The 24,594-nt window shown below is 23.6% G+C and carries 17 protein-coding genes; 12 read left to right on the top strand and 5 right to left on the bottom strand.

Annotation, left to right across the window (positions count from 1 at the left end; genetic code table 11):
* Window positions 1–41: 41 nt before the first annotated feature.
* Genes Q0087_RS07835 through Q0087_RS07825 form a run of 3 tightly spaced genes read right to left on the bottom strand, consistent with a single transcriptional unit; the run spans window position 42 to window position 1,689 of the window.
* Complete coding sequence (locus tag Q0087_RS07835; protein ID WP_297899209.1) at window positions 42–413, bottom strand: putative zinc-binding protein; 372 nt, start codon at window positions 411–413, stop codon at window positions 42–44.
* The gene (locus Q0087_RS07830) at window positions 410–1,330 is read right to left on the bottom strand and encodes a 4Fe-4S dicluster domain-containing protein (protein ID WP_297899207.1); all 921 of its coding nucleotides are present in this window, start codon (window positions 1,328–1,330) and stop codon (window positions 410–412) included. The genes Q0087_RS07835 and Q0087_RS07830 overlap by 4 nt, the downstream gene beginning before the upstream one ends.
* 5 nt (window positions 1,331–1,335) lie before the next feature.
* Entirely contained in the window at window positions 1,336–1,689 is a 354-nt protein-coding gene (locus Q0087_RS07825; protein WP_297899205.1) for a helix-turn-helix transcriptional regulator, read from the bottom strand.
* A 343-nt stretch (window positions 1,690–2,032) separates the two neighbouring features.
* Between Q0087_RS07825 and Q0087_RS07820 the strand changes: the two genes are divergently transcribed.
* Entirely contained in the window at window positions 2,033–2,683 is a 651-nt protein-coding gene (locus Q0087_RS07820; protein WP_297899203.1) for a CatA-like O-acetyltransferase, read from the top strand.
* 72 nt (window positions 2,684–2,755) lie between these two features.
* Here the strand turns inward: Q0087_RS07820 and Q0087_RS07815 are convergent, their stop codons facing one another.
* Window positions 2,756–3,496: a type II CAAX prenyl endopeptidase Rce1 family protein gene (locus Q0087_RS07815; protein ID WP_297899202.1), complete on the bottom strand. Its 741-nt coding sequence runs from the start codon at window positions 3,494–3,496 to the stop codon at window positions 2,756–2,758.
* Window positions 3,497–3,972: 476 nt separating this feature from the next.
* Between Q0087_RS07815 and Q0087_RS07810 the strand changes: the two genes are divergently transcribed.
* Window positions 3,973–4,932 carry a deoxyhypusine synthase gene (locus Q0087_RS07810; protein WP_297899200.1) on the top strand — a complete coding sequence of 320 codons (960 nt, stop codon included), beginning with the start codon at window positions 3,973–3,975 and terminating at the stop codon, window positions 4,930–4,932.
* A gap of 140 nt (window positions 4,933–5,072) precedes the next feature.
* Here the strand turns inward: Q0087_RS07810 and Q0087_RS07805 are convergent, their stop codons facing one another.
* Window positions 5,073–5,900: a KilA-N domain-containing protein gene (locus Q0087_RS07805; protein WP_297899198.1), complete on the bottom strand. Its 828-nt coding sequence runs from the start codon at window positions 5,898–5,900 to the stop codon at window positions 5,073–5,075.
* A 574-nt stretch (window positions 5,901–6,474) separates the two neighbouring features.
* On the opposite strand from Q0087_RS07805, the gene Q0087_RS07800 reads away from it, so the two are divergent.
* From Q0087_RS07800 to Q0087_RS07755, 10 genes are all read left to right on the top strand, one after another.
* The gene (locus Q0087_RS07800) at window positions 6,475–7,089 is read left to right on the top strand and encodes a hypothetical protein (protein WP_297899196.1); all 615 of its coding nucleotides are present in this window, start codon (window positions 6,475–6,477) and stop codon (window positions 7,087–7,089) included.
* Window positions 7,090–7,440: 351 nt separating this feature from the next.
* Entirely contained in the window at window positions 7,441–8,193 is a 753-nt protein-coding gene (locus Q0087_RS07795; RefSeq protein ID WP_297899194.1) for a geranylgeranylglyceryl/heptaprenylglyceryl phosphate synthase, read from the top strand.
* Between the two features lie 218 nt (window positions 8,194–8,411).
* The gene (locus Q0087_RS07790; protein WP_297899192.1) at window positions 8,412–9,512 is read left to right on the top strand and encodes a DNA double-strand break repair nuclease NurA; all 1,101 of its coding nucleotides are present in this window, start codon (window positions 8,412–8,414) and stop codon (window positions 9,510–9,512) included.
* 207 nt (window positions 9,513–9,719) lie between these two features.
* Window positions 9,720–10,196 (top strand): GNAT family N-acetyltransferase, encoded by a 477-nt coding sequence (locus Q0087_RS07785; RefSeq protein ID WP_297899191.1) that lies wholly within the window; start codon window positions 9,720–9,722, stop codon window positions 10,194–10,196.
* A gap of 237 nt (window positions 10,197–10,433) precedes the next feature.
* The gene (locus Q0087_RS07780; protein WP_297899189.1) at window positions 10,434–11,972 is read left to right on the top strand and encodes an ATP-binding protein; all 1,539 of its coding nucleotides are present in this window, start codon (window positions 10,434–10,436) and stop codon (window positions 11,970–11,972) included.
* Window positions 11,973–12,692: 720 nt separating this feature from the next.
* Window positions 12,693–15,587, top strand: coding sequence for a transglutaminase domain-containing protein (locus tag Q0087_RS07775; protein WP_297899187.1), 2,895 nt, complete (start codon window positions 12,693–12,695; stop codon window positions 15,585–15,587).
* Entirely contained in the window at window positions 15,580–18,546 is a 2,967-nt protein-coding gene (locus Q0087_RS07770) for a right-handed parallel beta-helix repeat-containing protein (RefSeq protein WP_297899185.1), read from the top strand. Before Q0087_RS07775 ends, Q0087_RS07770 begins: the two co-directional genes overlap by 8 nt.
* Before the next feature lie 238 nt (window positions 18,547–18,784).
* Complete coding sequence (locus Q0087_RS07765) at window positions 18,785–19,531, top strand: 2TM domain-containing protein (RefSeq protein WP_297899183.1); 747 nt, start codon at window positions 18,785–18,787, stop codon at window positions 19,529–19,531.
* Window positions 19,532–20,197: 666 nt separating this feature from the next.
* Window positions 20,198–21,613 carry a DNA repair exonuclease gene (locus tag Q0087_RS07760; protein ID WP_297899181.1) on the top strand — a complete coding sequence of 472 codons (1,416 nt, stop codon included), beginning with the start codon at window positions 20,198–20,200 and terminating at the stop codon, window positions 21,611–21,613.
* A 19-nt stretch (window positions 21,614–21,632) separates the two neighbouring features.
* Entirely contained in the window at window positions 21,633–24,461 is a 2,829-nt protein-coding gene (locus Q0087_RS07755) for an AAA family ATPase (protein WP_297899179.1), read from the top strand.
* The last annotated feature ends 133 nt before the right edge of the window (window positions 24,462–24,594 follow it).

Genomic DNA, 24,594 nt, shown 5'->3' with positions numbered 1-24,594 from the left:
AAAATCAAATATTATTCTTTTATTTTTTTAAATATTAAATATTATTCTTTTATTTTTTTTAAAATGTGTTTTTTTAATTCTTTTGTTGTTTTTTCTCCTTCTTCACCTAGTCTTGCTACTTCTCCAGCATTTAGATTATTTTCTTTTGCAAATTTCATTGCATTGATGCTTTTATCAACATTAATGTCTTTCTTTTTTAATATTTTATTAACACATTCATTAGAACAACCATTTAATGCAATAATTGGATACTTTTTTATTAAATCTGGTGTTTTATCATCTGCAGCTGTAGAAGTTATACAAATAGAAACTATATCTTCTTTTGATTCTGATAAATCAGAAGCAACGGCTCTACAAATTAATCCAAAATTACTCATTCCACTACATGCAGCAACTGAAACTTTATCTTTCATATTTTTCCTTTTTCCTTTAGTTTAGATTCTAGTTTATTATGTTTTTCTTTTAAATAATTATATTCATCTTTATAAAAAGGACATTCTTCAATACAGTAAGTACATCCTTGATTACATCCTAAACATTTTGATTCAATAAATTCTGCCCTGTTTTCATCCATGTAATCTTTTTTTAGTGCATCTTCGGGACAGGCTTTAATGCATTTACCGCATCTTTTACAATAATCATTAATCCATTTATGAGTATTTTCTTTTGAAAATGTTAGATTTTCGATTGATGTTAGTATTGCTCCTATTTTCTGAGAGGGTCCTGATTCTGGAGTGATTAATAAATGGCTTCGTCCTACTATTCCAATTCCTGAGTTTTCTGCTAATTTTGATAGGTCTAATAAATTTTGATGAGGATGAGCAACCTGTGTTGCAAAATCATTTTTTCTAAGGTAATCAGAAATAATATATAAACTTTTTCCAAATTTATCATAAAGCAAATTGTTTAAATCTTGTGCAAATTCACTAGGAGGTTCATTTATAATTTTTTCTCCAATTTTCATAGTTAAAACAATAGCATTTGGATATATCAACTTTTCATTTTTTTTCATTTCTTCTTTAGATATCTTTCCAAAACCTATAATGTCCATGTCTAAACTTTCAGCCATGTTTTTAATTTTATTCAATGTTTTTAAATCTATATCTTTTTTAGAATTTTGAGGATTTTCTAATTTAGAATCATCTGTTACTTCATAATCGCCACAGCAACAATTAAAACCATTTTCTTCTTCTTTTTCAATTGTTTCAGAACAAAAATCTCTACTTTCATTTTCTTCTTTAATATTTTCACAAAAACAGTTTACACCCTTTTTTTCTTCCTTTTCTTCTATGGACTCACAGCAACAATCTATATTAATTTCATCGACCATATCATTTATTCTCCTATTTTAATTATTTTTTCTATACGGTCTATTATTTTTTCATCAGCTAAGCTATAATGTGTCCACTTTCCTTCTTTTCTCCAGTTTAAAAACTTAGCTTTTTTTAGAATGTTTAAATGATGAGAAATTGTTGATTGTGGTTTATCCAATGCAGAATCAATGTGACAAGCACATAATTCTCCATTTTTCAATAAATATAATATTTTTAATCTTAATGGGTCAGAAATGGCTTTTATAATTTCACCCATTTCATATAAATTATCCTCTGAGGGAATTTCATTTATTAACTCCTCCAAATTTAAATTCTTATATTGTTCAAGACAAATATTATTTTTACAATTTGGCATAGAAAATAATATATAAAATTATATATTTAAATATTTCGTTATATCAATATAATAATAAATTTAAAAAATATATAATAAACATTTAAAAATATATAAAATATGGATAAAATAATATAAACTATCAATAAATAATATTAATTAATTATAAAAAATATAGGATATTTATATATAAAAATATAGAATATTTATATATAAAAATATAGAATATTTATATATAAAAATATGGATTATTTATAGAGGATATAATTTTATAAATTAATTTTTAATAATGAGAGAAGTTTCAAATGTATTTTATATTTTAAAACTTAAAAATTATTTATTGTTAAAATATTGGAGTCTTATAATGATGAAAGAATTAGATTTTGATTTGAAAGATTCTCCTTTTTCAAATTTTTTTACTTCTAGATGTTCCATTTCTGCTAGGATTAATGTGAAAAATGTTTTGAATTTTTGTAATGAGAAAAATTTGTCTTTTTTCGTTTTATCACTTGGTTGTTTACTTTCGGGTTTAAATTCTGTTCCAGAGTTACGTAGACGAATTTTAAATGGTAAAGCTATTGAATTTGATAAATTAGATGCTATAGTACCTATAATGGATAAAGATGAATCTGTATTTGAAGAAATGCGAGTCTCTCCTCCTAAAAAATCAGAATCATTAAAAGAATGGCATGATCGAGTAATTAATCTTCGCGATTCTATTTTAAATGGAAATAAACAGGGATTTTCTCTTGAAATTACTAAAAGGGATATTGAGCCAATTGGAAATTTTTCTTGTATTCCTTGGGTTGATTTTGACACTTTATCTAATTGTATTTTAGAACCTCACCAAGTTCAACCTTTGATAACTTGGGGAAAAGTTTCTAATAATAAAATGTCTGTTGCAATAGCTTTTAACCATATTTTTGTATATGGGCGACAAATTGGTCACTTTTATGATAATGTACAAGAATATTTTAACAATCCTGAAACTATTTCAAAAAATGGAAATATGTAAAAAATTTTAAAATTTATATAGATTTTTGATTTCTATAGATTTTTGATTTATATGGATTTTTAGTATTTATTTTTAGTGTGCTCCTACTGATGCTATTATGAATGTTATTGTATCATATATTATATGTATTAAATAGGACACGAATATGTTTTTTGTTTTTAAATATCCAAACATTGTAAATATTGATCCTAATCCTTGAAGAAGTAGCACTGAAAATATGTTTTTGTAGGCAGGTAAATGTATAAGTCCAAACATTATTAATACTAAAGCTGTTGAAATCACAATGCTTATTTTTCTATTATTGCTAATTTTATAGAAAATTGTTAAAAGTAGTAGGAATGGTATTATTTTTAATAATTCTTCACCAAAAATCTGAAATGGGAAAACTATCCAGAATAATAATGAGCTTAATTCACCAATAGCTGGATTAGTCTGAGCATGAATATTAAATATGTATTTTATAATTAATGCAATAGCTATTGAAAAAATAAATTCCAATATTATTAGGCTTATTATTAATTTTAAATCATTTCTTTGTAATTTTTTACATATTAAATCGTATTTCCAGCTACTTACAATACCAAATATTAAAAATGGAATTAGAAAGTATAATATTCCTTCCGCTCTTTCTAATCCAGTATGTGGAAGAAAAATTAATATTAGTGGTATTAAAACTGAAATTAATAAGATAATCCAATGTTGAATACTTAATTTTGGGTTATTGTTATAAAATGGAAAATCAATATCTTTTCTTTCGAATTTAAAAAAATTAAATTTGTTATTATTATTATTATTATTATTTTCTTTTTGCATTTTATATCACATTTTTTATATTATATCTATTTTATTTTTATTTTTTGAATTTAAAAAAATAGATATTATGAACGATAATACCCAATTTTGTCAATTTTTTATCTCTTTTGATAATTTTTAGTTAATAAAGCAATTTTTAATGTTATTAATATCACTTTATTCATTTTATTGGTTTCATTGAAATATTGAAATTTTCACAATATTGTTATTATAATTCTTATAAAAGCGAAACTTTTAATAAGTATTTATTTCATCGTATAAAAGTATTACTCTTATAATATTTTTTTTGGTTTGAGTTTTATAATTATTATTAAAAATAGTAATAAAAATTAAAATATTTTTTTTGGAGGGATATAATTTTATTTTTAATAAAAATATTTTTAAAAGTAATTTTTATTAATGGGTTTTAACATATTTCTATTAGTATTTTTTTAAATATTACTATTTTTTTTTAAATTGATGAAAAAAGGCTTATTATGAATGTTAATCAAATGAATATTAATGAAGATATGAAGATTATCGATATTATTGAAGAATTTTCTTCCTCTGGTGTTTTAGGTGCAGGTAGAGTTGGTAGGGCTTGTGAACTTTTAGCTGATATGATTTCTTCTGAAGATATGAAAGTTTTTTTAAGTGTAGCTGGACCGCTTGTTCCAGGAGGTCTTCGTAATATTATAGCTACTATGATTAAAAGAAATCAAATAGATGTTTTAATAACGAGTGGTGCTAATATAACTCATGATCTTTTAGAATCATTTGGTGGTTCTCATTATCGTGATTATGGGTTCGATGATGAAAAACTTAATGAAGCTGGAATGGGTCGAATTGGGGATGTTTACACAAAATCTGATGATTTTGAAGTTTTTGAAAAAGAAATAATCAAGCTTTTTGATCAAATAACTAAATCTATTATTAAAAAAAATCCCAATAACTCAAATAATTCATGTTATAAACCTATAATTTCAATTAAGGATTTATTATATGAAATAGGTCTTTTAATTAAAGATGAAAATTCTATTCTTAAAATAGCTGCTGAAAATAACATTCCAATTTTTGCTCCTGGTTTAATTGATAGTATGTTTGGATTACAATTATGGATGTTTACTCAGGAGAATAATCTTGTTTTAGATGCTATAGCTGATATGAATGATCTTTCAGATATTGTATTTGAATCAGAAGAAGTTGGAGCTATACTTCTTGGAGGAGGTCTTCCTAAACATTATTGTCTCGCTTCTAATCTTTTAAAAGGTGGTGTTGATGCAGCAATTCAAATTACTATGGATCGTAGTGAAACAGGTAGTTTAAGTGGTGCTCCACTTGAAGAAGCTAAATCATGGTCAAAAGCAAAATGTGGATCAAATTTGGCTTCTGTTGTTGGAGATGTTACAATTATTTTCCCTTTAATCTATGCAGCTGCATTAGATAAGATTAAATAAGAATAATCTGAATTAAAAGTACAAATTCATTTTGTATTTGTATTTTTAATTCTAATAATAATATAAAAATTTTATATTATATCTTTCCAATTTTAGTTTTAATAATAGAAATAAAAATTTAGTTTCTATTATTGTTATAACTATTTTAACTTTTTCATTAACTTATTATCTATTAATGAATGCATCTGTGTTATTGCAACTTTATTCAGTCTTATTAATCTTTCTTTTTGAGGAATTTCTTCTCTTATTAAAAGAGCATTTATTCCTTCCATATTTGAAAGAACAATTAATTGTTCTAATGTAGCATAATCTCGTATATTGCCTTTTGTTTTTGGATTAGAAATTCTCCACTGTTTGGCTGTCATTCCAAATAGAGCTACATTTAATAAATCTGCTTCATCTGCATAGACAAAAGATATTTGGTCATTAGTAATTGTTTTGGGAATAATTGTATCTTTTATAGCATCGGTATGGATACGATAGTTTATTTTTGATAAAGTTCTTTGTAAATTCCATTCTAATGATAATCTTTTTTGTTCTTCAATTTTTAGGCGTTTAAATTCTGTGATAAGATATAATTCAAATTCTGCTGAAATCCAAGACGCAAATTTAAATGCGATATCAGAATGTGCATATGTTCCACCCCCATATCTCCCTGATTTTGAAAATAGACCAATTGCATTTGTTTCTTTTATCCATTTTTTGGACGACATCCAAAAATGAGGTTTTGCTGACTCATTTTTAAACCCCTCATATATGTGGGGTTTAAAATTGGGATTATTTAATTTTTCCCATAAACCTAAATATTCTATTGTACTATATGTACGAAGCCACAAACTAATTATTTCTGAAGGATTTTTATCATTTCTATATTTTGCAATATCTGTTAGTGAAATGTAATCTTCTTCAGCTTTTGATACAAAAGATACATTTGTTCCTTTAACATTTATTGTTTCTTTTTCGTTCATGGAATCTTTTTCCTTATAAATTAATATCTTTTAAAAATAAAATTTGGATTAAGTTATTAATAGTAATATATTTAAGGAAATTATTATTAATATATTTGTCTATTTTTAAAAATTTGAATCAAAATAAAATTTAAGATATTGAAATTTAAAATAAATATAAATTTTCAAATTTATATATATATAAATTATATATATTAAATCAGAGTCTCCAATATTTAATCACTATTTCATTGGTTTTTACTATTTTGAATTAATTTAAGATTTTTAAAAACTTAGCATGAACTTATTATGTAATTTCAATTTCTATTTCTCACAGAATTGAATAAGTGAAATAAAATCTTTATCAAATTATAAGTAATCTTTATTAGAGTAGTTAAACAAAATATGAAAAAAGATATTTATTATTTCAGTTAATATTAATTTTTATTAAGAAAATTAGTAAATGAAAAATCTCTATTATTTCTTTTTTTAAAATATCTATTAAAAATAATAAAGAAGATTTACTTTTTTGAGAGTAAATAAAAAATTTAAATTATTATATTTAAAAAATAATTAGTTATTAAGGAGTTATGTATTGAATTATATTATATTAGCAATTTTATATTCTCTTTCTGGATTTTTAATGAAGTTTTCTGATGATGAATATGATGAAAAATCAAACAAAATTATTGCGGTTATTATAGGGGTTATTTGTGGTATAACTATAGCTTTATTAGCTAGTAACAATGTGGATGCATCATATATATTTATTGGAATTTTAGTTGGTACTGCATTATCTTTTAAAATTGATGGAATACATCATATTGCAACCCTTTTAGTATTTTTAGCTCTCTACATTATTTGGGGAATATTTAATCCTAATGGTAGTATTTTAGCTAATTTAAGTTTAATTACTTTATTAATTTGTATCTTTTCTGCATTTATTGATGAAATTGGTAATGATAATGAAACTATTTATAAAAGAAGTAAATTTTTCAAATTTTTCTTTGATTATAGATTTACGATGAAAATAGCTATATTACTTTTAGCTATACTAGGTTATTATCAATCAATCACTGGATTTTCAATACCTTATGTTGGATTTTTAAGTTTTTCAACATTCATATTTTTCATACTTTTTGAATTATCTTATGAATTAGCTAATTTAGTATTTAGTAAGTATTTTTTAAACCAAAAAAACCATATATAATTTTGAAGTATTTTTTTTTAGATTAATCTTTATTTCAATCTTTATTTTGATTTAAGGAAAAAATTTAAACTAATGATTAATAATTATAATAAAAACATTAAAATATAATTAGTTCCAAATTTTATATTTAGAAATAGCAATCAATATTTAGAAATAGCAATTAATATTTAAAAATAGCTATAAATATTCTTAGATAGTTGTGAATAGTTATAAATAGCTATAAATTCAAAAATAATTTATAAATAGATATAAATTCAAAAATAATTTATAAATATATTGGAATATTCTTTTTTATCAATTTATTTAATAAAAAATTAAAATTATCATTTAATAAAAGTTATAGGGATTAATATGAATAGGATAGTAGAAAATCAAATTAAAGATATATTAAAAACTCGTAAAGTCCATTTAACACTAATAGACCCTGATGAACAAAGTCCTGAAGGGGCTGTTGAGATAGCTAAAGCAGCTATACGTGGTGGAACAGATGGTATAATGCTTGGAGGTTCTACAGTTGATGGAGCTGATGTTGATAATACTGCAAAAGCTTTATCAGAAAATATTGATCTTCCAATAATTATCTTCCCAGGGAATACTAGTAATGTAAGTAAATATGCTGATGCAATATTCTTTATGAGTTTTTTAAATTCTAATAATCCTTATTGGATAATTGAAGCTCAAGCACTTGGAGCTCCACAGGTAAAAAAGTCTGGAATTGAAGCTATACCTATGGGATATATGGTTATTTCTCCTGGAGGCACTGTGGGTTGGATAGGTGATGCAAAACTTGTTCCTAGAAATAAACCAAAAATTCCTGCTGCATATGCAATGGCTGCTGAAGCACTTGGAATGAGATTTTTCTATCTTGAAGCAGGTTCTGGTGCAGAAGAACATGTAACTCCGGAAATGGTTGCTTATAGTAAGAAAGCTACTGATGATATGGTAATTATTGTTGGTGGAGGAATTCGTAATGGTGAATCTGCATATACTGTAGCTAAAGCTGGAGCAGATATTGTTGTTACTGGAACCATAGTTGAAGAAACATTAGATGTTGAAGCTAAGATAAAAGAAATTGTATCTGGAATTAAAAAAGCTAGTGAATAATTTAATAAAATTTTTGTTGTTAATTTAATAAATCTAGTGAATTATTTAAATTTAATAATTAATTTTATTTTATAGCATTTATTGTTTTTATTTTTGTGCAATTAATTGTATTTTCATTATTAAGCATGCAATAGTTATTATTGTTTGTATTTAATATAAAAAATTAAGAAATAGCTAAATTTAGATTATAGCTATAATTAATAATTAAATTGATTTAAATGTTAGAATCATTATATACAGAAGCGATTAAGAAAAAAGGAACAATTCATGATAAAATTAAGGAATATGAAATTTCTAATTATAATATTTCTGATTTTTGGAATGATGAAAAAATCCCTGTATCTAATGATAGTTTGACTATAGCTGCTGGAGATGGGAGTAAACATGAAAAAAAGTTTTTGAGTTTTTATTTCTATGCTATTTCTTCAATTTCTTTAATATATAATAGTAAACTATCTAAAATTGAATCTTCAGAAATAAACACTATACCTCACAGTAATTTTGCAAAAGATAGGATTCGTAACTATATGGGATTATTTGAGGTAAAAAACGCTTTAAAAACAATTAAGTCTCATAATATTGATTATTATTTATATGATGGTTCTCTTTCAGGTGATTTAATACGTCCTTCTCCTATTGGAAAAGATATTCCTCAAGATGTTAGGTTTGATATTTTAGACTTAGCTGAAGAAAAAATTAATGAGGAACTTGGAAGTATTGAGAATCATGATATTGGGGTTTTTTCTTCTAAAATAGTTAATAAATTGAAAAATAGAGTTAGTTATATTAATAGTAGCCATTCTAATCAATTGATTGTTGAAAACTATTTAGAAAATATTGAAAAACTTTTATCATTATTTAATTTATTAAAATATAAAGATAAAATTATTGCTATTTCAAAAACATCCATAGCTAATGATTATTTTAAAGAATCTAATATTCCAGATATGGCTATTTTTGATAAATATACTAGAAATGTAGGATATTCTACTTCTTCAAGTAAAAATCCTATTTATATAAATATAGATGATTCAAAAAGAGAATTTCCTGTTAAAAATGATTTTTTTAAAAGCTTAGTATTTACAATCTTCTATGTTAGATTGGAAGAAAATAAAAATATTTTAAAAATAGAATTGCCTTATAAAGCCACTAATTCTAAAATTAAAGAAATCATTGGGATAATATCTAGGGATTGTACTGATGGTTATCCATATCTCCTTAAAAAAGCTCATCATGAGGTTGTTATTAAAAGAAGTGATATCGAACAATTATCTAAGATTATTGGCATATATGAAAAATCGGGTAGAGAAATGCTCTAATTTCAAATTATTATCAATATTATTATTTTTATAGTATTGTTATTGTCATTAGTATTGTCATTAGTATTATCATTAGTATTATCATTATTATTGTCATTATTATTGTCATTATTATTGTCATTATTATAATAATTATTATAAATTATATTGTATTTATTAGTAGGATTTAGTGTTTATTTAATAAAATAAGAGATAATGGGTGTTGTAATGATTGTTGAAAGAGCTAAATATGATGATTTAGAAGAAATTTTGGATTTACAGAAATTATCTTATATTAGTGAAGCACAATTATATGATGATAATTCAATAGAACCTTTAAAACAGACAATTAATAATATTAAAGAAGAATTTAGAAATGGGATTATTTTAAAAATTCATTATGATGGTCAAGGTATAATAGGATCTATAAGAGCTACTAAATCAAATGATATTATTTTAATTAAAAAACTCATTGTTCATCCAGATTTTCAAGATAGGGGTATAGGAAAAAAGTTATTAAAATATATTGAAAGATATTATTTAAGTTTATATTCTAATATTGAATTTAATTTGTTTACGGGTTATAAAAGTTCTAAGAATTTGTATTTATATAAAAAATGTGGTTATGAAGAATTTAAATTGGAAAAAATATCAGAAAAAATTAGTTTTATTCATTTAAAGAAGAAAATTATTAGTAATATTTAATATTTTTTAATATTTAATATTTAATATTTAATATTTAATACTTAATATTTAATATCTAATATTTAATATCTTATATTTAATATCTTATATTTAATATCTTATATTTAATATCTTATATTTGATTTTTAATATCTAATAGTTAATATTTGATTTTTAATATTTTTTGATTATTTATATAATATTTATTTAAAAAGTAAATTGATTGCTTAGTTCATTCGTGATTTAATCGGTGTTAATATGATTATTGGTAGATGTATTGGTGAAAATTCTCTTATTGATGTTAATTTTATTTCTAAAGAGATGCCTAAAGTAGGGGAATATGTATCTTTAAAATATGATGGAAAAGTTGTTTTGGGGATGATTGAATCTCTTATTAGAGGTAATGTATCGCTTAATGGAGATATCTATAATCCTGACACTATTGAAAAAATAAAAGAAATTGAAGGAGACGAATATTATATTAGAGGTAATATTCGTATTCTTGGAGATATTGGAGATAATCTTAGAATTCCAAGAACACCCGCACCTCCAGGAACCAAGATTGAAATAGCTGATGAAGAAATTCTAAAAAATATTTTTAAGATTGATAATGGTTTAAAAATTGGAAATTTGATTAGTCAAGAAGATGTTGAAGTAAAATTAGATATAAATAATATGGTTTCAAGGCACTTAGCTATACTTGCAATGACTGGTGCAGGAAAATCTAATACTGTATCTGTTCTCATTGATGGTATTCTAGAATATAATGGATGTATTCTTATATTTGATATGCATGGGGAATATGTAGGTGCTGAATTTAAAAATGGTGCTGTTAATTCAATTGATCCTATTATTAATCCTATTTATATGTCATTTAGTGAGATAAAAACATTAGCTAATATTCCAAGTTCTGCATATATTCAGGAAAGATATTTTAGAGAAGCTTATAAAGAGGCAACTGCCATTGTTAAATCTGGTGAATCTGATACTAGAGATTTTCTTGAGATTATGAGAAGAGTTCTTGAAAAATGGTATAACACTGAAACATTTCGTGGAAAAGAGATTAATGCTTCTGAAAAATCTAAAATAATGGATGTTCTTAATAAAATAGAGGATTTAAATACTAAATATGAAAATTTATTAAACATAAATGGGGCTAATGTTTTATCTCAGTTGAAATTAGGTGTAGCTAATGTTATTAATTTAGGTCAGGCTGATGAATCCGCAGCTGAAGTTATTGTTAGTCATATATTAAGAAATGCTTTAAGATCCAGAAAAATATCTTTACATAACAAAGAAGGGAATATGTATGAAAAACCACTTGATTTTCCTGTTTTCTTCATTATGGAAGAAGCCCATATTTTAGCTCCAAAAAACAGAAATCCTTCATCTAAATATTGGATTAGTAGGGTTGCAAGAGAAGGAAGAAAATTTGGCCTTGGTCTTTGTCTTGTAAGCCAAAGTCCTAAGTCTGTTGATCCAGATGCTCTTTCTCAAGCTAATAATATGATAATTCTTAGACTTGTTGAGCCTCAAGACCAAAGGCATGTTCAATCAGCAAGTGAAAGTCTTAGTGAAGACCTTATTAAACAATTACCTTCTTTAAATGTTGGTGAAGCTATAGTTTTAGGCTTAATGGTAAAAGTACCAACACTAGTTAAAATTGATGAATTTAAAGGTAGAACTGTTGGTAGTGATATTAATATTATTGAACAATGGGAATCAACTAAATCAAAACAATTAAATAATATAAAAGATCAAGAAGATGAATTTAGACAATTAGGTGGAGATTATTAACTATTTTAGTTTAAATTCTTAATTTTTTTTGAATTTATTGACTTTATATTGAAATTATTAGCTTTTTATTGGATTTATTAAATTAGTATAATTATTAGCTATTTTAGGATATTAATAATTTTTTTGTAAAATTTTATACTATTTAAAATAATTTATTTATATTTATTTTTATATTTATTTTTAAAATTTCTTAATGTTCATGTCTTTTTTCATATTTCCGCTATTTTTAATATTTTGGGGGGAATTCTTTTATTTGAGGGGGTAATCATTATTCTCTATTTTTTTAAATTCTTTTATTTATATTTTTATGATGAATAATTTTCTTGTTTGGTATTTTATCAGTTATAAAATGGAATTTTAGATAAAGAAATTCAAATAAGAACTTTTATATATTAAAAGATTTATATAATTCATTATTTATTAATATTATATAGTGAGTATTCACATACATTTTTGTTAGCTATGTGGGGATATTTTATGTATGTATTAATTAAGGAATTGTTAATAGTTGATATTAATTTATAATTGTTTGAATATTTTAATATATAAAAAATTTTAAAAAATGAGTTTTTTTTGTTATAATGTAATTTTGTTTTGTTTTTCTCTCGTTTAAGTGAGCAAAAAGAGGTTCTTTTAGTTTTGCTCATTTTTTCATGTTTCCCTCAAAACCAATAGTTAAAAAATGCTCTTTTTTAATAAAAAAATATGGGGAGAAAAATTATGGAATTTTTTAAAAAGAAATTTTTATTCTGGGGGTTGTTGATTTTTGCATTGATTTTATTATCTTTGACGGTTGTTTCTGCTGCTGATTATACTGTTGCAGGAAATAGCTATGATGATATTCAGGATAGTGTTAATGGCTCAACGGATAATGATAGGATTTTACTTGGAACTAGTACTTATACTAGTTCTGGTAATGCTATTGAGATAGATGGTAAAAATATCACAATTCAAGGGCAATCTAATTCTAATCGTGCTAAATTGGATGGTCGTGGTTTGTATCGTACGATTGTTGTGCGAAATGATGCCAGTCTAACTTTAAGGTATATTGATTTTGTTAATGGTACATCAATTAGCTATCATGCCTTAAATATCCGTGGATCTTTGCTTATTGAAAATTGTAGCTTTAAAAATTGTTATGGTGACTCTGGGTCTGCTATATATGTTTTTGAAGATTCAAATAGTGCAATTATAAGAGATTGTACATTTATTAACAATCATGCAGCTAATACTGGAGATAATAGCTATACTGTTGGTGGAGCGGTTATTTCTCAAGGATCAGATAACTTTAAAGTTATAAACTGCTACTTTGAAAATAACACTGCTTTAACCTATGGTGGAGCTATTGGTTTAAGAAACAATGGTTTAGGTGCAGAAATTACTAACTGTACTTTCGTAAATAACTTTGCACCAGACGGTGGAGCAATATATGTATTAGCTTCAGTTACTATAACAGGATCAACATTTAAAAATAATAGGGCTAGTAATAACGGTGGAGCTATATTTACCACAGGTTCAAATAGTTTAAATATTTCAAATAGCAAATTTGAATCAAATAAAGCTAAAACTGGAGGAGCTTTATATATAACAGTTCCAACTAGAATTAATTCTTCTAATTTTAAGAGTAATGTAGCTAGTAATAATGGTGGAGGTATATATTCTACTAATTCTTTGAATATTACTGGTGGAATAATTAGTGGTAATGGTGCTAATTATGGTAGCGGTATTTATAATACTGGATTTTTAAGATTAAATAAAGTCAGTTTTATTAATAACAAAGCTAAAATTTTTTCCATCGTTGTTAAAGCTCCAAATTATGTTATTAAAGGAGATAAGTTAATTGTTTCTTCCTCTTTAAAAAGTGGAGATAATTTATTAAATGCAATTTACACAAAAAATAATAATGTAAATATTAATGGTAATAGCTATACTTTATCAAGCTCCGTATCAGGAAAAACTGTAACTTTAAAGATTAATAATAAGGTTTTTACGTCTAAAACAAATTCTAATGGGATAGCTGTTTTTAAAATATCTACTTCTGGTGTTTCAACACCTTCAAATGTTAAATTTACTGCTAGTAGTTCTAATAATAAAGGAGGAAAAGTAAATTCATCCGGTAATGTTAAAATCACGAAAAATTCACTGAAAAAAGAATTATCAAATTTAAGTAAAAAAGTTGTTAAGCCAAAGTCTCTTACAAAACAAAAAATATCTCAACTAAAAAAGGATTTGGGAACTATTAATCAAAAAATTTCAAAAACCAAATGGAAAAAGGATAAAGAATTAAAACAAACAATAAAAAATATAAATACTGCTCTTAAAAACAAAAAAATAGATTACTTTAATACAATTAAAACAACTTTAAAAACTATAAATAATACAGCAAAGAAGGTAGAAACTTTCTCTACAAACAAAGAAAAATCAAATCTTTTATCACAAGTAAATAGTACTAAAAAAGATATTAAAAAATATTATTCTAGTAAAAAAATCACTAAAAAACAGAATACAATGTTAAATAATCTAGCAAGTAGTGTTTATAAATTTGTTAATAATAAAAAGGTTCAAGCTCATAATGATGTATCAATAGTAACATGGGAAAATGGAAATAAAATTGAAACTAAATGGACTAATTTAGTAGAAGATACTAATAAAAAGACTACTTCAAAGATATATGCAAAAGTAACAACTAAAAAAGAGATAACTGTTCCTTGTACTACTGATTATTATAAATTAGAGAATAATAATATATCAGCTGATAAAGTTATTTATAGTCATACTATTAATGGATCAAGAACTGTTTTCGTAAATGATACAATTAAATGGGTTGAATTATCTAATAACTCACTTAAAGAGTATTATAAATGGTATTATCAGGAAAACCGTACTTATAAATATTATTTAGGTACTAAAACAGTTTATAAAAATGGAAAACTTGTTAGTTCAACTAATGGACAAAGCTATTTGGGTACCATTACTAAAAAATTGAGGGATGATTGGTCTATGTATGTTAGTCCATCAGAATTTTGTGAGTCAGATCATGTCAATATTACTAACCTTGCTAAGCAAATAATTGCTAATGTTACAATCAAAAATGATCAGAATATAGCTAATGAAATATTGAGGTGGGTACAAGATAATATTGAGTATGAATTGTATGGAGATACTCTTTATGGTGCTTTAGGAACATTAAATGTAAAAAAAGGAAATTGTGTTGATCAAGCTCATTTAACTATTGCTCTTTTACGTGCAGCAAATATCCCTGCAAAATATAAATCGAATAAGGATATATCACGAGGAGGTCATGCTTGGTCTTATGAGTTCAATAATGTTATTAATCTTATTGATGGTTATTTATTTGGTGATAAGTTTGTCATAAGTCATGCTGATCTTTGGTGGTGTGGTCAACCTACTGCTAATAATTCTAATCATAATTTTGGCTATCATTATTTGGGTTTTGATTGGTGTTTATTAAAACCTACTTCTGGTTATTCTATAGATTCATATAATGCGGATTTTAGTAAAATAGAATATATGGGTGGAGAATGGTATCATTTAAATCAACAAATAATACTTAATGGAAATATTGTGACAACTTGGAGACTTATTCTTGGTTGATAAAAAAGGAGTTATAAAAATGAAAAATATAATTAAATTATGCCTATTTGTGTTAACTATTACATTAGTTATGATTTCTTTGTCTAGTGTTAATGCTGTTACTTATCATATTAATGAGACTTCAACTCTTGGGGATATTCAGGATTTGATTGATACTAAAGGTGATATTACTGGTTTGCATTTTGATAAGTTAGGTAGTGGTTTGTATGATAGTATTGGTTTAGATATTTCTCGTGCTATTACTATTACTTGTGATGTTGGTGTTAATCTTTTAGGGTCTATTGATTATTTTAATGATTATGCATTTAATATTCTGAGTGATAATGTTCAGATAATTGGTTTTACAATCACTGATTATATTACTGGTATTTATTCTGATGGATATAATAATCTTAATATTAATAATAATACTTTTGAAAATAATGAGTTTTCTATTGATATTCGATCTACAAATAATACAAATATTACTAAAAACGATGTTTTAAATAGTGATGGTGATGGTATTTCTGTATCTTTGGCTAATAATATTAATATTTCAGGAAATAGCATTAAAAATGTAAGTACTGGTGTTTATTTATCTGAGTCTAATAATACTGAAATCAATGATAACAATATAAGTGGTGTTAGTGGTGATGGTGTTGCTATAGATTCGTCTAATGGTTTATCTATTGATAATAATAAAATTGCTGATAATGGGGGAGGTGGGATTTCTTTAAGTGAATCTAAAGACGTTGAGCTTACTAAAAATATTATTACTAATAATGGTGGAGATGGAGTTAGTGTTTTTACTAGTAGTAATGTTAATATAAAAAGTAATGCTATTGAAGATAGTGGTAATGATGGTGTTTCTGTATTGGATTCTAATAACCTTAAAATAAATAAAAATAAAATAAAAAGAAATAAAAACAATGGAATATCAACATATTCTTCTAAAAAAGTTGAAATTACCAATAATCAAATTAATAACAACATAAATGAGGGTATTTCATTAAATAATGTTGAAAATATCTCTATCGGTGATAATAATATAAGTATTAATACTTATGGTTTGTATGTAGATTCTTCAGAGATTATTTACATTACAAATAACAACATCACAAACAATTATGAAACTGGAATTTTCTTGGATTATTGCAGGAATGTGATAATGTCTGATAATAATATTGTAAATAACGAAGAAGGAATCTTTGCAGTTTATTCTACACTTCTTCTCATCCGTTCTAATGTTTTGGAAAATAATTCAGGTCTTGCAATTCATTTAAACAATGATATTAATAAAGAAATTTCTTGGAACAGTACCACTATATTAAATAATACATATATTGCATACATAATGTATCATACGGGTATTCTTAATAATTTAATAAAAAATAATGGGGGATCTATTGAAATAAATAACTTTAATTCCACTTCACTTTGGGAAAACAATATTAATTTTAATAATAATAATGGAATTACTATTTATTACTCTGACAGAATTTATATTGAATTAAATAATATAACTAACAATAATTGTGATGGTATATTTGCTAGTGAATCTGATGTTACTATTCAAATGATGAACAATATAAGTAAAAATAGTGGGTTTGGTGTTAATCTTATTGATTCTCCTGGAAGTTATATTGGATATAATTTTATCATTGGGAATAATGAAGGTGGAATCTTGTTGTTTGATTGTGATGATGCTTGGTTTAGATATAATAATATAAGTTCAAATAAAGGTAGTGGAATATTTATTAGTGGTTCAAAAAATCTGACTATAGATCAGAATGATGTATTTGGTAATGTTGGTGAGGGTATATTTTTAAATAATGTTGTTAATTCTGTTATATGGTATAATAATATTGTTGGAAATAAGTATGAAGGTATTAGTTTGTCTAATGTTAATAGAGCGGATATATTTAATAATTTAGTTAAGGGTAATGATATTGGTGTTTATATTGGTTCTGGTTTTAATAATAATATTACTTGGAATTTTATTTTAGATAATGTTGAAGGACTCAATATTTGGGGTGAAAATACTAAAATTGAAAATAACAATATTTCTAATTCTAAAACTAATGGAATTTCGATTGGAGGAATCAATAACAAAATTAAAAATAATACAATTACTAATTCAAAGAGATATGGTATTAATATATTGGCTTACAATAATACTATAACTAATAATAATTTTGATAACAATTCAATAGGTGCATATATTGTTGCAGATAAGACTACATTTTTAAACAACAATATAACTAATAATAAATTTAATGGTATGGAAATTATATCTTCATTCAATACTATTAAAAACAATAAGATTGTTGGAATTGACAATAATTATACTAGTATTAGCTTAAATGGGTCTTATAATGCAGTTAATGGTAATAATATTAGTAAATTTAAAAATGGAATTTATATTAATGGCCATAAAAATTCCATTTATTCTAATAAGATTGATGTTAACTCTGCAGGTATTTCAATAAAAGGTAATAATAATATTCTACTAAAAAACACTATTAATTCTAATATTTTAGGAATTTTAGCAAATGGCTATAGTAATAATATTTATATGAATAAGATTATATCTAAGGCAACTGGTTTAAAGTCCATTGGACATAAAAATAAATTTACTTCCAATAGAGTCAAATCTAAATTAAACGGCATTATTAGCCATGGGAATAAAAATTCTTTTTATAGAAATAAAATTAGTGGAAATAAGAAGTATGGTTTACAGTCTTCTGGTCATAAGAATAAAATTTCTAAAAATGTAGCTAATAAAAATAAAAATCATGGTATTAAGGTTAATGGTGATAAAAATAAAGTTTCTGGCAATGTTGCTCGATTTTGCGGTGTTCATGGAATAAAAATTGCTGGTGATCGTAATACTGTTTCTAGTAATAAATTAGGTAAGAAATTTAGTAAGCAAATTTGTGTTCATGGCTATAAAAATAAGCTTAAAAATAATAGATTATAGTTTTTTAATGTATTTTTAGGGTTATTTTTTTATATAACTATTATTCTGATGTAAGATTAATGTTTTATATAACTTATTTTTTTATATGGTTTATTATTTATTATTTTATATTAAATATTCACATACATTTTTGTTAGGTATGTTAATTTTTTATTATAAGATAAAATATATTAGCTAAAACAATCTGATAATTTAAAGTTGTTAAAAATAATTTAAATTTATATAAAATAGGTCAAAAATGTCTAATAATAATAGTAATAGTAATAATAATAATAATAATAATAATAATCTTAATAATGATGGAGATAGGGAATATAGAAGAAATAAATATAATGATAATTTTTATCAAAGCCCCAATTATCAAAAAGCTAAAATTCTTGTAGAGGAAATTAGAAGATTTTATATTCAAATTATCTTATTTATTGGAATATTTTTATTTATTGTAATTAGAGTTATTATCAGTAAAAATTTCCTTTTTGTTCCATCATTTATCTTTGCTGGAGAGAATATTTCTTCGTATCCTCCAGAAATAGCTATTATTCAATCTCCATTTTTTATTTTTGGTTATTTATTGGTTATTTTTTCAATATTTACTCTTTATAGATATATTAGATTATATAATCTTAAAAGAAATTTCATGGATGAAGAAAAAGGAATCAAAAAACTTAAAAAATATATGAAAACTAAGGAAATCCCTAAAATAGAAGATATTGAAAAAAAGTTTAATGAAGATAAGTCTAAAGCAAAGCGTAAATTTTATATCTTAATAATAAGGGTAGTTATATTAGATTTTGTGTTATATTATGTTTTCACTAATTTTATTTCTAATTCCTTTTTATTTTTCAATATAATTTTACCATTTTCTATATTAACATTGGTATATAGATATTTATTATTATTCCATTCTGATAAGAAATTTTTAGGCGATGATTGGGAAAAGAAGAAAATAAAAGATTATATGTTAAAATTTAATCTAAAAAGATAATTAAATTCTAATTTAGAGATAATTAAATTTTAGATTAAATATAATTTTAATAATTTAATTTAAAGATAATTAAATTTTATATTAAATATAATTTTAATAATTTAATTTAAAGATACTTAAATTTTAGATTAAATATAATTAAATTTTAATTTAAAATATTTTAATTTATTATACTAATTAAATTTAATTTAAGAGACAAATTAATATTTAATCAAAATTCATTTTTTAATTTTAAATACAATTGTCTTTACTATTTTTCATACTCTTTTAATAAAAAATTATATAAATTCAAAGCTATATACTATTAAATATATATTATATAATTTAATAATATTTCAACATTAATATAAAATTATTTATTCACTATCATTTATCAAACAATAGAAAATTATTTATAAGAGAAATATGTCTATTTAAATAGTTGTATGCTTATTAATAGTTCTTTAATAAACAAATAAATCTTTAATAATTATTTTTTTATAATAAATTTTCTATAAATTTTCTATAAAAAAGTTTTTTTAATAATAAAAACATTTTATTAAGAAAAAATTTCTTACTAATAAAACATTTTTATAAAAAATAATTATTGCTAATTAAAATTATTAATAATTAATTATATAATAAATCAATAATTAATTATATAATAAATCAATTATAGGGAAAAATATGAAGTTTGCACATTTATCTGACACTCATTTAGGATACCGTCAATATGGATTAATTGAAAGAGAAGAAGATTTTTATAATGTATTCAATGAAATTGTTGATAAGATAATTGATGAGAGAGTAGATTTTGTAATTCATAGTGGTGATCTATTTGAAATGGCAAAACCTTCTCCAAATGCTCTTCTTATTTTTCAAGAAGGTTTAATAAAAATTAAAGAAGCAGGTATTCCATTTTATTCTATAGCAGGAAATCATGATACTATAATGCGTCAAAATGCAATTCCTCCTCAAGTGCTTTTTAAAAAATTAGGTCTCACTCTTATTAGTCCAAAAAACCCTACTATAAATAGCTCTTTTTTAAGGGATAATGACATTTTTATTGGGGGAACACCTTTTATTTCAAAATCACAGAACTCTTTTCTAAAATCTCAACTAAATAATTTATCAAAAAAAAGTGAATCCTTCTCAAAAAGAATTTTAGTATCCCATCAGGGAATTGATAAATATATGCCATTTGAATATGAGTTAGAGATTGGAGATCTTCCTACTAATTTTAATTATTATGCTATGGGACATGTTCATAATAGAATTGTAGATGATTTTGGTAAAGGAAAATTAGTTTACCCTGGCTCAACTGAAATTTGGAGATCTAATGAAGTTAGTGATTACAAAAAAAATGGAAAAGGTTTCTATATAGTGGATATTAGTGAAAATGATGCTGAAACTAATTTTGAAGTTGAATCAATTAATATTGATCTTCCAAGAGAGTTTATAAATAAAACTATCGAATATGGAAAACTTAATTCAGAACTTGAATCATTAGAAACATATATTTCTTCTTTAAATAATAAACCTGTATTGAATATTACTGTTGAAAATGGTAGTTTCAATACTGGGGATGTTTATAAAAAACTAAATAATATATTATCAAAAATTACTTTAATGTTCAGGCCTACTTTTAGAAATGAAGAATTAATAAAAGAAGAAAGATACATTGAAAATAATAATTCTTTAGAACCAAGAGATTTATTAATAGACTCTCTTAAATCATTTGAAAATGAAGATATCTCTAATTTGGCTATTGATCTTTTAGATTTTCTATCAAAAGATAAATTTGAAGATTCAGTGAAAATATCTGATTCTTTTTATGAAGAGTATTTTGGTCAATATGAAACAGAATTTAAGAAAATAATGAAACATGAATCAAAAAATAAGATAAAAAAGACCAATAAAGAGACTAAAGATAGTAAAAATATAAATGAACAAGATAATTTTGAGAATATTAATAAGGACGATAATAAAAAAGAAGAAAAAGGTAAAGGAAATAAAAATAATGGAATAAATAAAGAAAAGGATAAAAATTTAAAAAATAAAGATGATAACAAATTTAAACAGACAACTATAAATTTCAACTAACTTAATTAATAGTGATAAGATGATATTTACAAAATTAACTCTTGAAAACTTTAAATCACATAAATATTCTGTTATCGAATTTGAACCAGGTATTAGTATTATTGTTGGCCAAAATGGGGCAGGCAAATCAACTATTCTGGATGGTATTAGCTTTGCACTTTTTAAACAATATAATGGGAAAAAAATTAATGACTTAGTTAGAATTACTAAAAATAAAGATTCTCATGCATCCATGTCTGTAAGTTTAGAGTTTATTTCTAATGGAAAACATTATACTGTAACTAGGACAAGAGGGAACACTTCAAAAGCAGAACTACTAGTTAAAGATTCTGATGGGGGGAGTACTCGAATTTCATCTGGAGATTCATCAGTCAATGATGAAATTCAATCAATTCTAGAGATGGATGGGGAATTATTTTTAAATGCAATTTATATCCAACAAGGAGAAATAGCTAATCTAATAAGTAAAACTCCTTCTGAGAAAAAAAAGTTGATTGGGAGACTCCTTGGTGTTGAAAGTCTTGAAAAAGCTTGGAAAAATAGTTTACCATTAATCAATATATATGAAAATCAAAAATCAGAACTTGAGGGAAGAACTGCTTCATCTTTAGATTTAAGTAGTGATTTAAAAAGTAAAAAAGTATTTTTAGAAGAGATTAAAATCAAGGGTAATAATCTTCAAAAGGAAATTAATGAATTAGAACAATTAAAATCACAAAAAACAACTGAAAAGTTAGAAATGGAAAAATCTAAAACTACTTTTGATAAATTAAATAATCAACTCAATAATGAAAATGAGAATATTAGAAGAGTTATTGATGAGAGAAAAGGGTTACAAGAACAACTTGAAAATCTAAAAAATAAAGAAAAAGAAATGTTAAAATTGGAAAAATTTTCAAATAAACTTCCAATTTATTTAGAATTTCTCGAATCTGTAAATAAACTTGAACAAATCACAAAAGACCGTGAGAAATATGGTGAAAAATTAGATAAAATAATAAAACAAAAAGAAATTATTAAAAAAGAAGAAAATGGATATACACAATATTTAGACATTCAAAAAAAATTAAATGTTTATAATGAGAGAAAATCTAAGTTTGAAAGTGAATTAGAAATAATAAAACAGCTTGAAAAGAATAAAACAGAAGTTAAAGAAGAATTTAATGAAAATATTAATAAAATTAAATCTTTCTTTAATGAAACTAATAACTTATTAAATATTGATTTTAGTAATTATGAAAATTCAACAATTGATTTTTCAAATTATGATGAATCAGAAATAGACTTATTTAATAAAAAAAATTTCAATTCAATCTCTAATAATTTTAAAGATATTAAAAGAATAGTTACAGATTTTAAAATTGAAGCAGAAAAGAAAATTAAGGAATTTGATGAAAATTCAAACAAGTCATCGACAAAAATATCTAGATTAGAAGAAGGTATTAATTCTGCTAAAGAACCACTTTCTGAAATTAAAAAAGTTGATAATCAATGTCCTATTTGTAAATCTGAAATTACCGAGGAGAAAAAAGACACTTTAATTGATTCTTATAATAATAAAATAAAATTAAATCAAGAATCTATAGATAAACTTAATAATGAATTAAAAAAGATTTCTAATGAAAAAACAATATTTAAAAATAAACTTGATGAAATTAACTCAGTTGAGAAAAATATTTCAAATAAAATACATATTTATGATATAGCTAAAAAAGATCTTGATAAAATAAATGATTTTAATATTGAATTAAAAAAATATGAAGATACAAAAGATAAGCTAGAAGATGTTTTATTATTAATTAAAGATCAAACTAAATTACAAATAACATCTAAAGAAAGTTATGATAATTATGTTCATGCTTCTGGTTCTTTAGATGCATTAGGAAAAGAATATGATGCAAAAGATAAATTAAGAGAAGTAGAAAGAAGCATGGATGTTGAAGTTGAAAAAGTAAAAGTAGCTATGGCTAAAGATCCTTATTTGTCTCCAGATATTAAAGAAGAAGATTTAAAAAATAGGATTGCTGATTTAACTGAAAAAGACAAAAAATATAATCAATTAAAAGGAGAAATAGTTCAAATACCAATTTTAGAATCTCAAATAAAAAATAAAATTGATGAATTTGATTCTCTACGTTCTAAAATTGATAATATTGAGAATAATATTAAATTTACTAATTATAGTGAAGATAAGTACAAAAATATTGTATTTACTTGTGAAAGATCTGAAGAAAAATTAAAATCATTAAATAAAGACATAAATGAAATAAAAGGTATGGCTACTCAAATCATAGCAGATATAGAAAATTTATCTATAAAATTAAATCAAAATGATGTCCTTAAAGAGAAATTGGAAAATGTTCAAGATTATCTTAAACTTTTAAAAGACATAAGAGATCTTTATAGCAAAGAAGGAATTCAAAAAGATTTAAGAAATCGTTCAAAGCCACTTATTCAGAAGAACACTAAAGAATTCTTCGAACAGTTTAATTTTAATTATTCTGACTTAAAAATTGATGATGAATATAATATTTCAGTATTTGGTCCAGAAGGAGAAAGTAAATTAGATATGGTGAGTGGTGGTGAAAAAATTGCTATTGCTATTGCACTTAGATTAGGAATTACAAAAGCTATGTCTAAAGGAAACATTGAAACAATACTTCTTGATGAACCTACTATTCATTTAGATAGCTATCGTAGACAGGATTTAATATACATTTTAAGACAAATGTCTTCTCTTCCTCAAATGCTTATTGTGACTCATGATAATGAGCTTGAAAATGCAGCAGATAATATTATAAAAGTTAAAAAACAGGAAGGTATTTCAAAGGTTATTTTGGAAAAATAATTATTTAATTTATTTAATTTATTTAATTTATTTAATTTATATAATTTATTTAATTTATTTAATCTATTTAATTTATTAAATTTATTTAATTTATATAATTTATTTAATTTATTTAATCTATTTAATTTATTAA

The sequence above is a fragment of the uncultured Methanobrevibacter sp. genome, from assembly GCF_937881195.1.
Classification (GTDB): Archaea; Methanobacteriota; Methanobacteria; order Methanobacteriales; family Methanobacteriaceae; genus Methanobinarius.
Note: the sequence above shows the minus strand (reverse complement) of the source record. Positions and strands in the feature narration are given on the sequence as shown.

Coding starts and splice junctions, on each gene's coding strand:
- Q0087_RS07835 (WP_297899209.1), bottom strand. CDS start 413: ATGAAAGATAAAGTTTCAGTTGCTGCATGTAGTGGAATGAGTAATTTT.
- Q0087_RS07830 (WP_297899207.1), bottom strand. CDS start 1,330: ATGGTCGATGAAATTAATATAGATTGTTGCTGTGAGTCCATAGAAGAA.
- Q0087_RS07825 (WP_297899205.1), bottom strand. CDS start 1,689: ATGCCAAATTGTAAAAATAATATTTGTCTTGAACAATATAAGAATTTA.
- Q0087_RS07820 (WP_297899203.1), top strand. CDS start 2,033: ATGATGAAAGAATTAGATTTTGATTTGAAAGATTCTCCTTTTTCAAAT.
- Q0087_RS07815 (WP_297899202.1), bottom strand. CDS start 3,496: ATGCAAAAAGAAAATAATAATAATAATAATAATAACAAATTTAATTTT.
- Q0087_RS07810 (WP_297899200.1), top strand. CDS start 3,973: ATGAATGTTAATCAAATGAATATTAATGAAGATATGAAGATTATCGAT.
- Q0087_RS07805 (WP_297899198.1), bottom strand. CDS start 5,900: ATGAACGAAAAAGAAACAATAAATGTTAAAGGAACAAATGTATCTTTT.
- Q0087_RS07795 (WP_297899194.1), top strand. CDS start 7,441: ATGAATAGGATAGTAGAAAATCAAATTAAAGATATATTAAAAACTCGT.
- Q0087_RS07790 (WP_297899192.1), top strand. CDS start 8,412: ATGTTAGAATCATTATATACAGAAGCGATTAAGAAAAAAGGAACAATT.
- Q0087_RS07785 (WP_297899191.1), top strand. CDS start 9,720: ATGATTGTTGAAAGAGCTAAATATGATGATTTAGAAGAAATTTTGGAT.
- Q0087_RS07780 (WP_297899189.1), top strand. CDS start 10,434: ATGATTATTGGTAGATGTATTGGTGAAAATTCTCTTATTGATGTTAAT.
- Q0087_RS07775 (WP_297899187.1), top strand. CDS start 12,693: ATGGAATTTTTTAAAAAGAAATTTTTATTCTGGGGGTTGTTGATTTTT.
- Q0087_RS07765 (WP_297899183.1), top strand. CDS start 18,785: ATGTCTAATAATAATAGTAATAGTAATAATAATAATAATAATAATAAT.
- Q0087_RS07760 (WP_297899181.1), top strand. CDS start 20,198: ATGAAGTTTGCACATTTATCTGACACTCATTTAGGATACCGTCAATAT.
- Q0087_RS07755 (WP_297899179.1), top strand. CDS start 21,633: ATGATATTTACAAAATTAACTCTTGAAAACTTTAAATCACATAAATAT.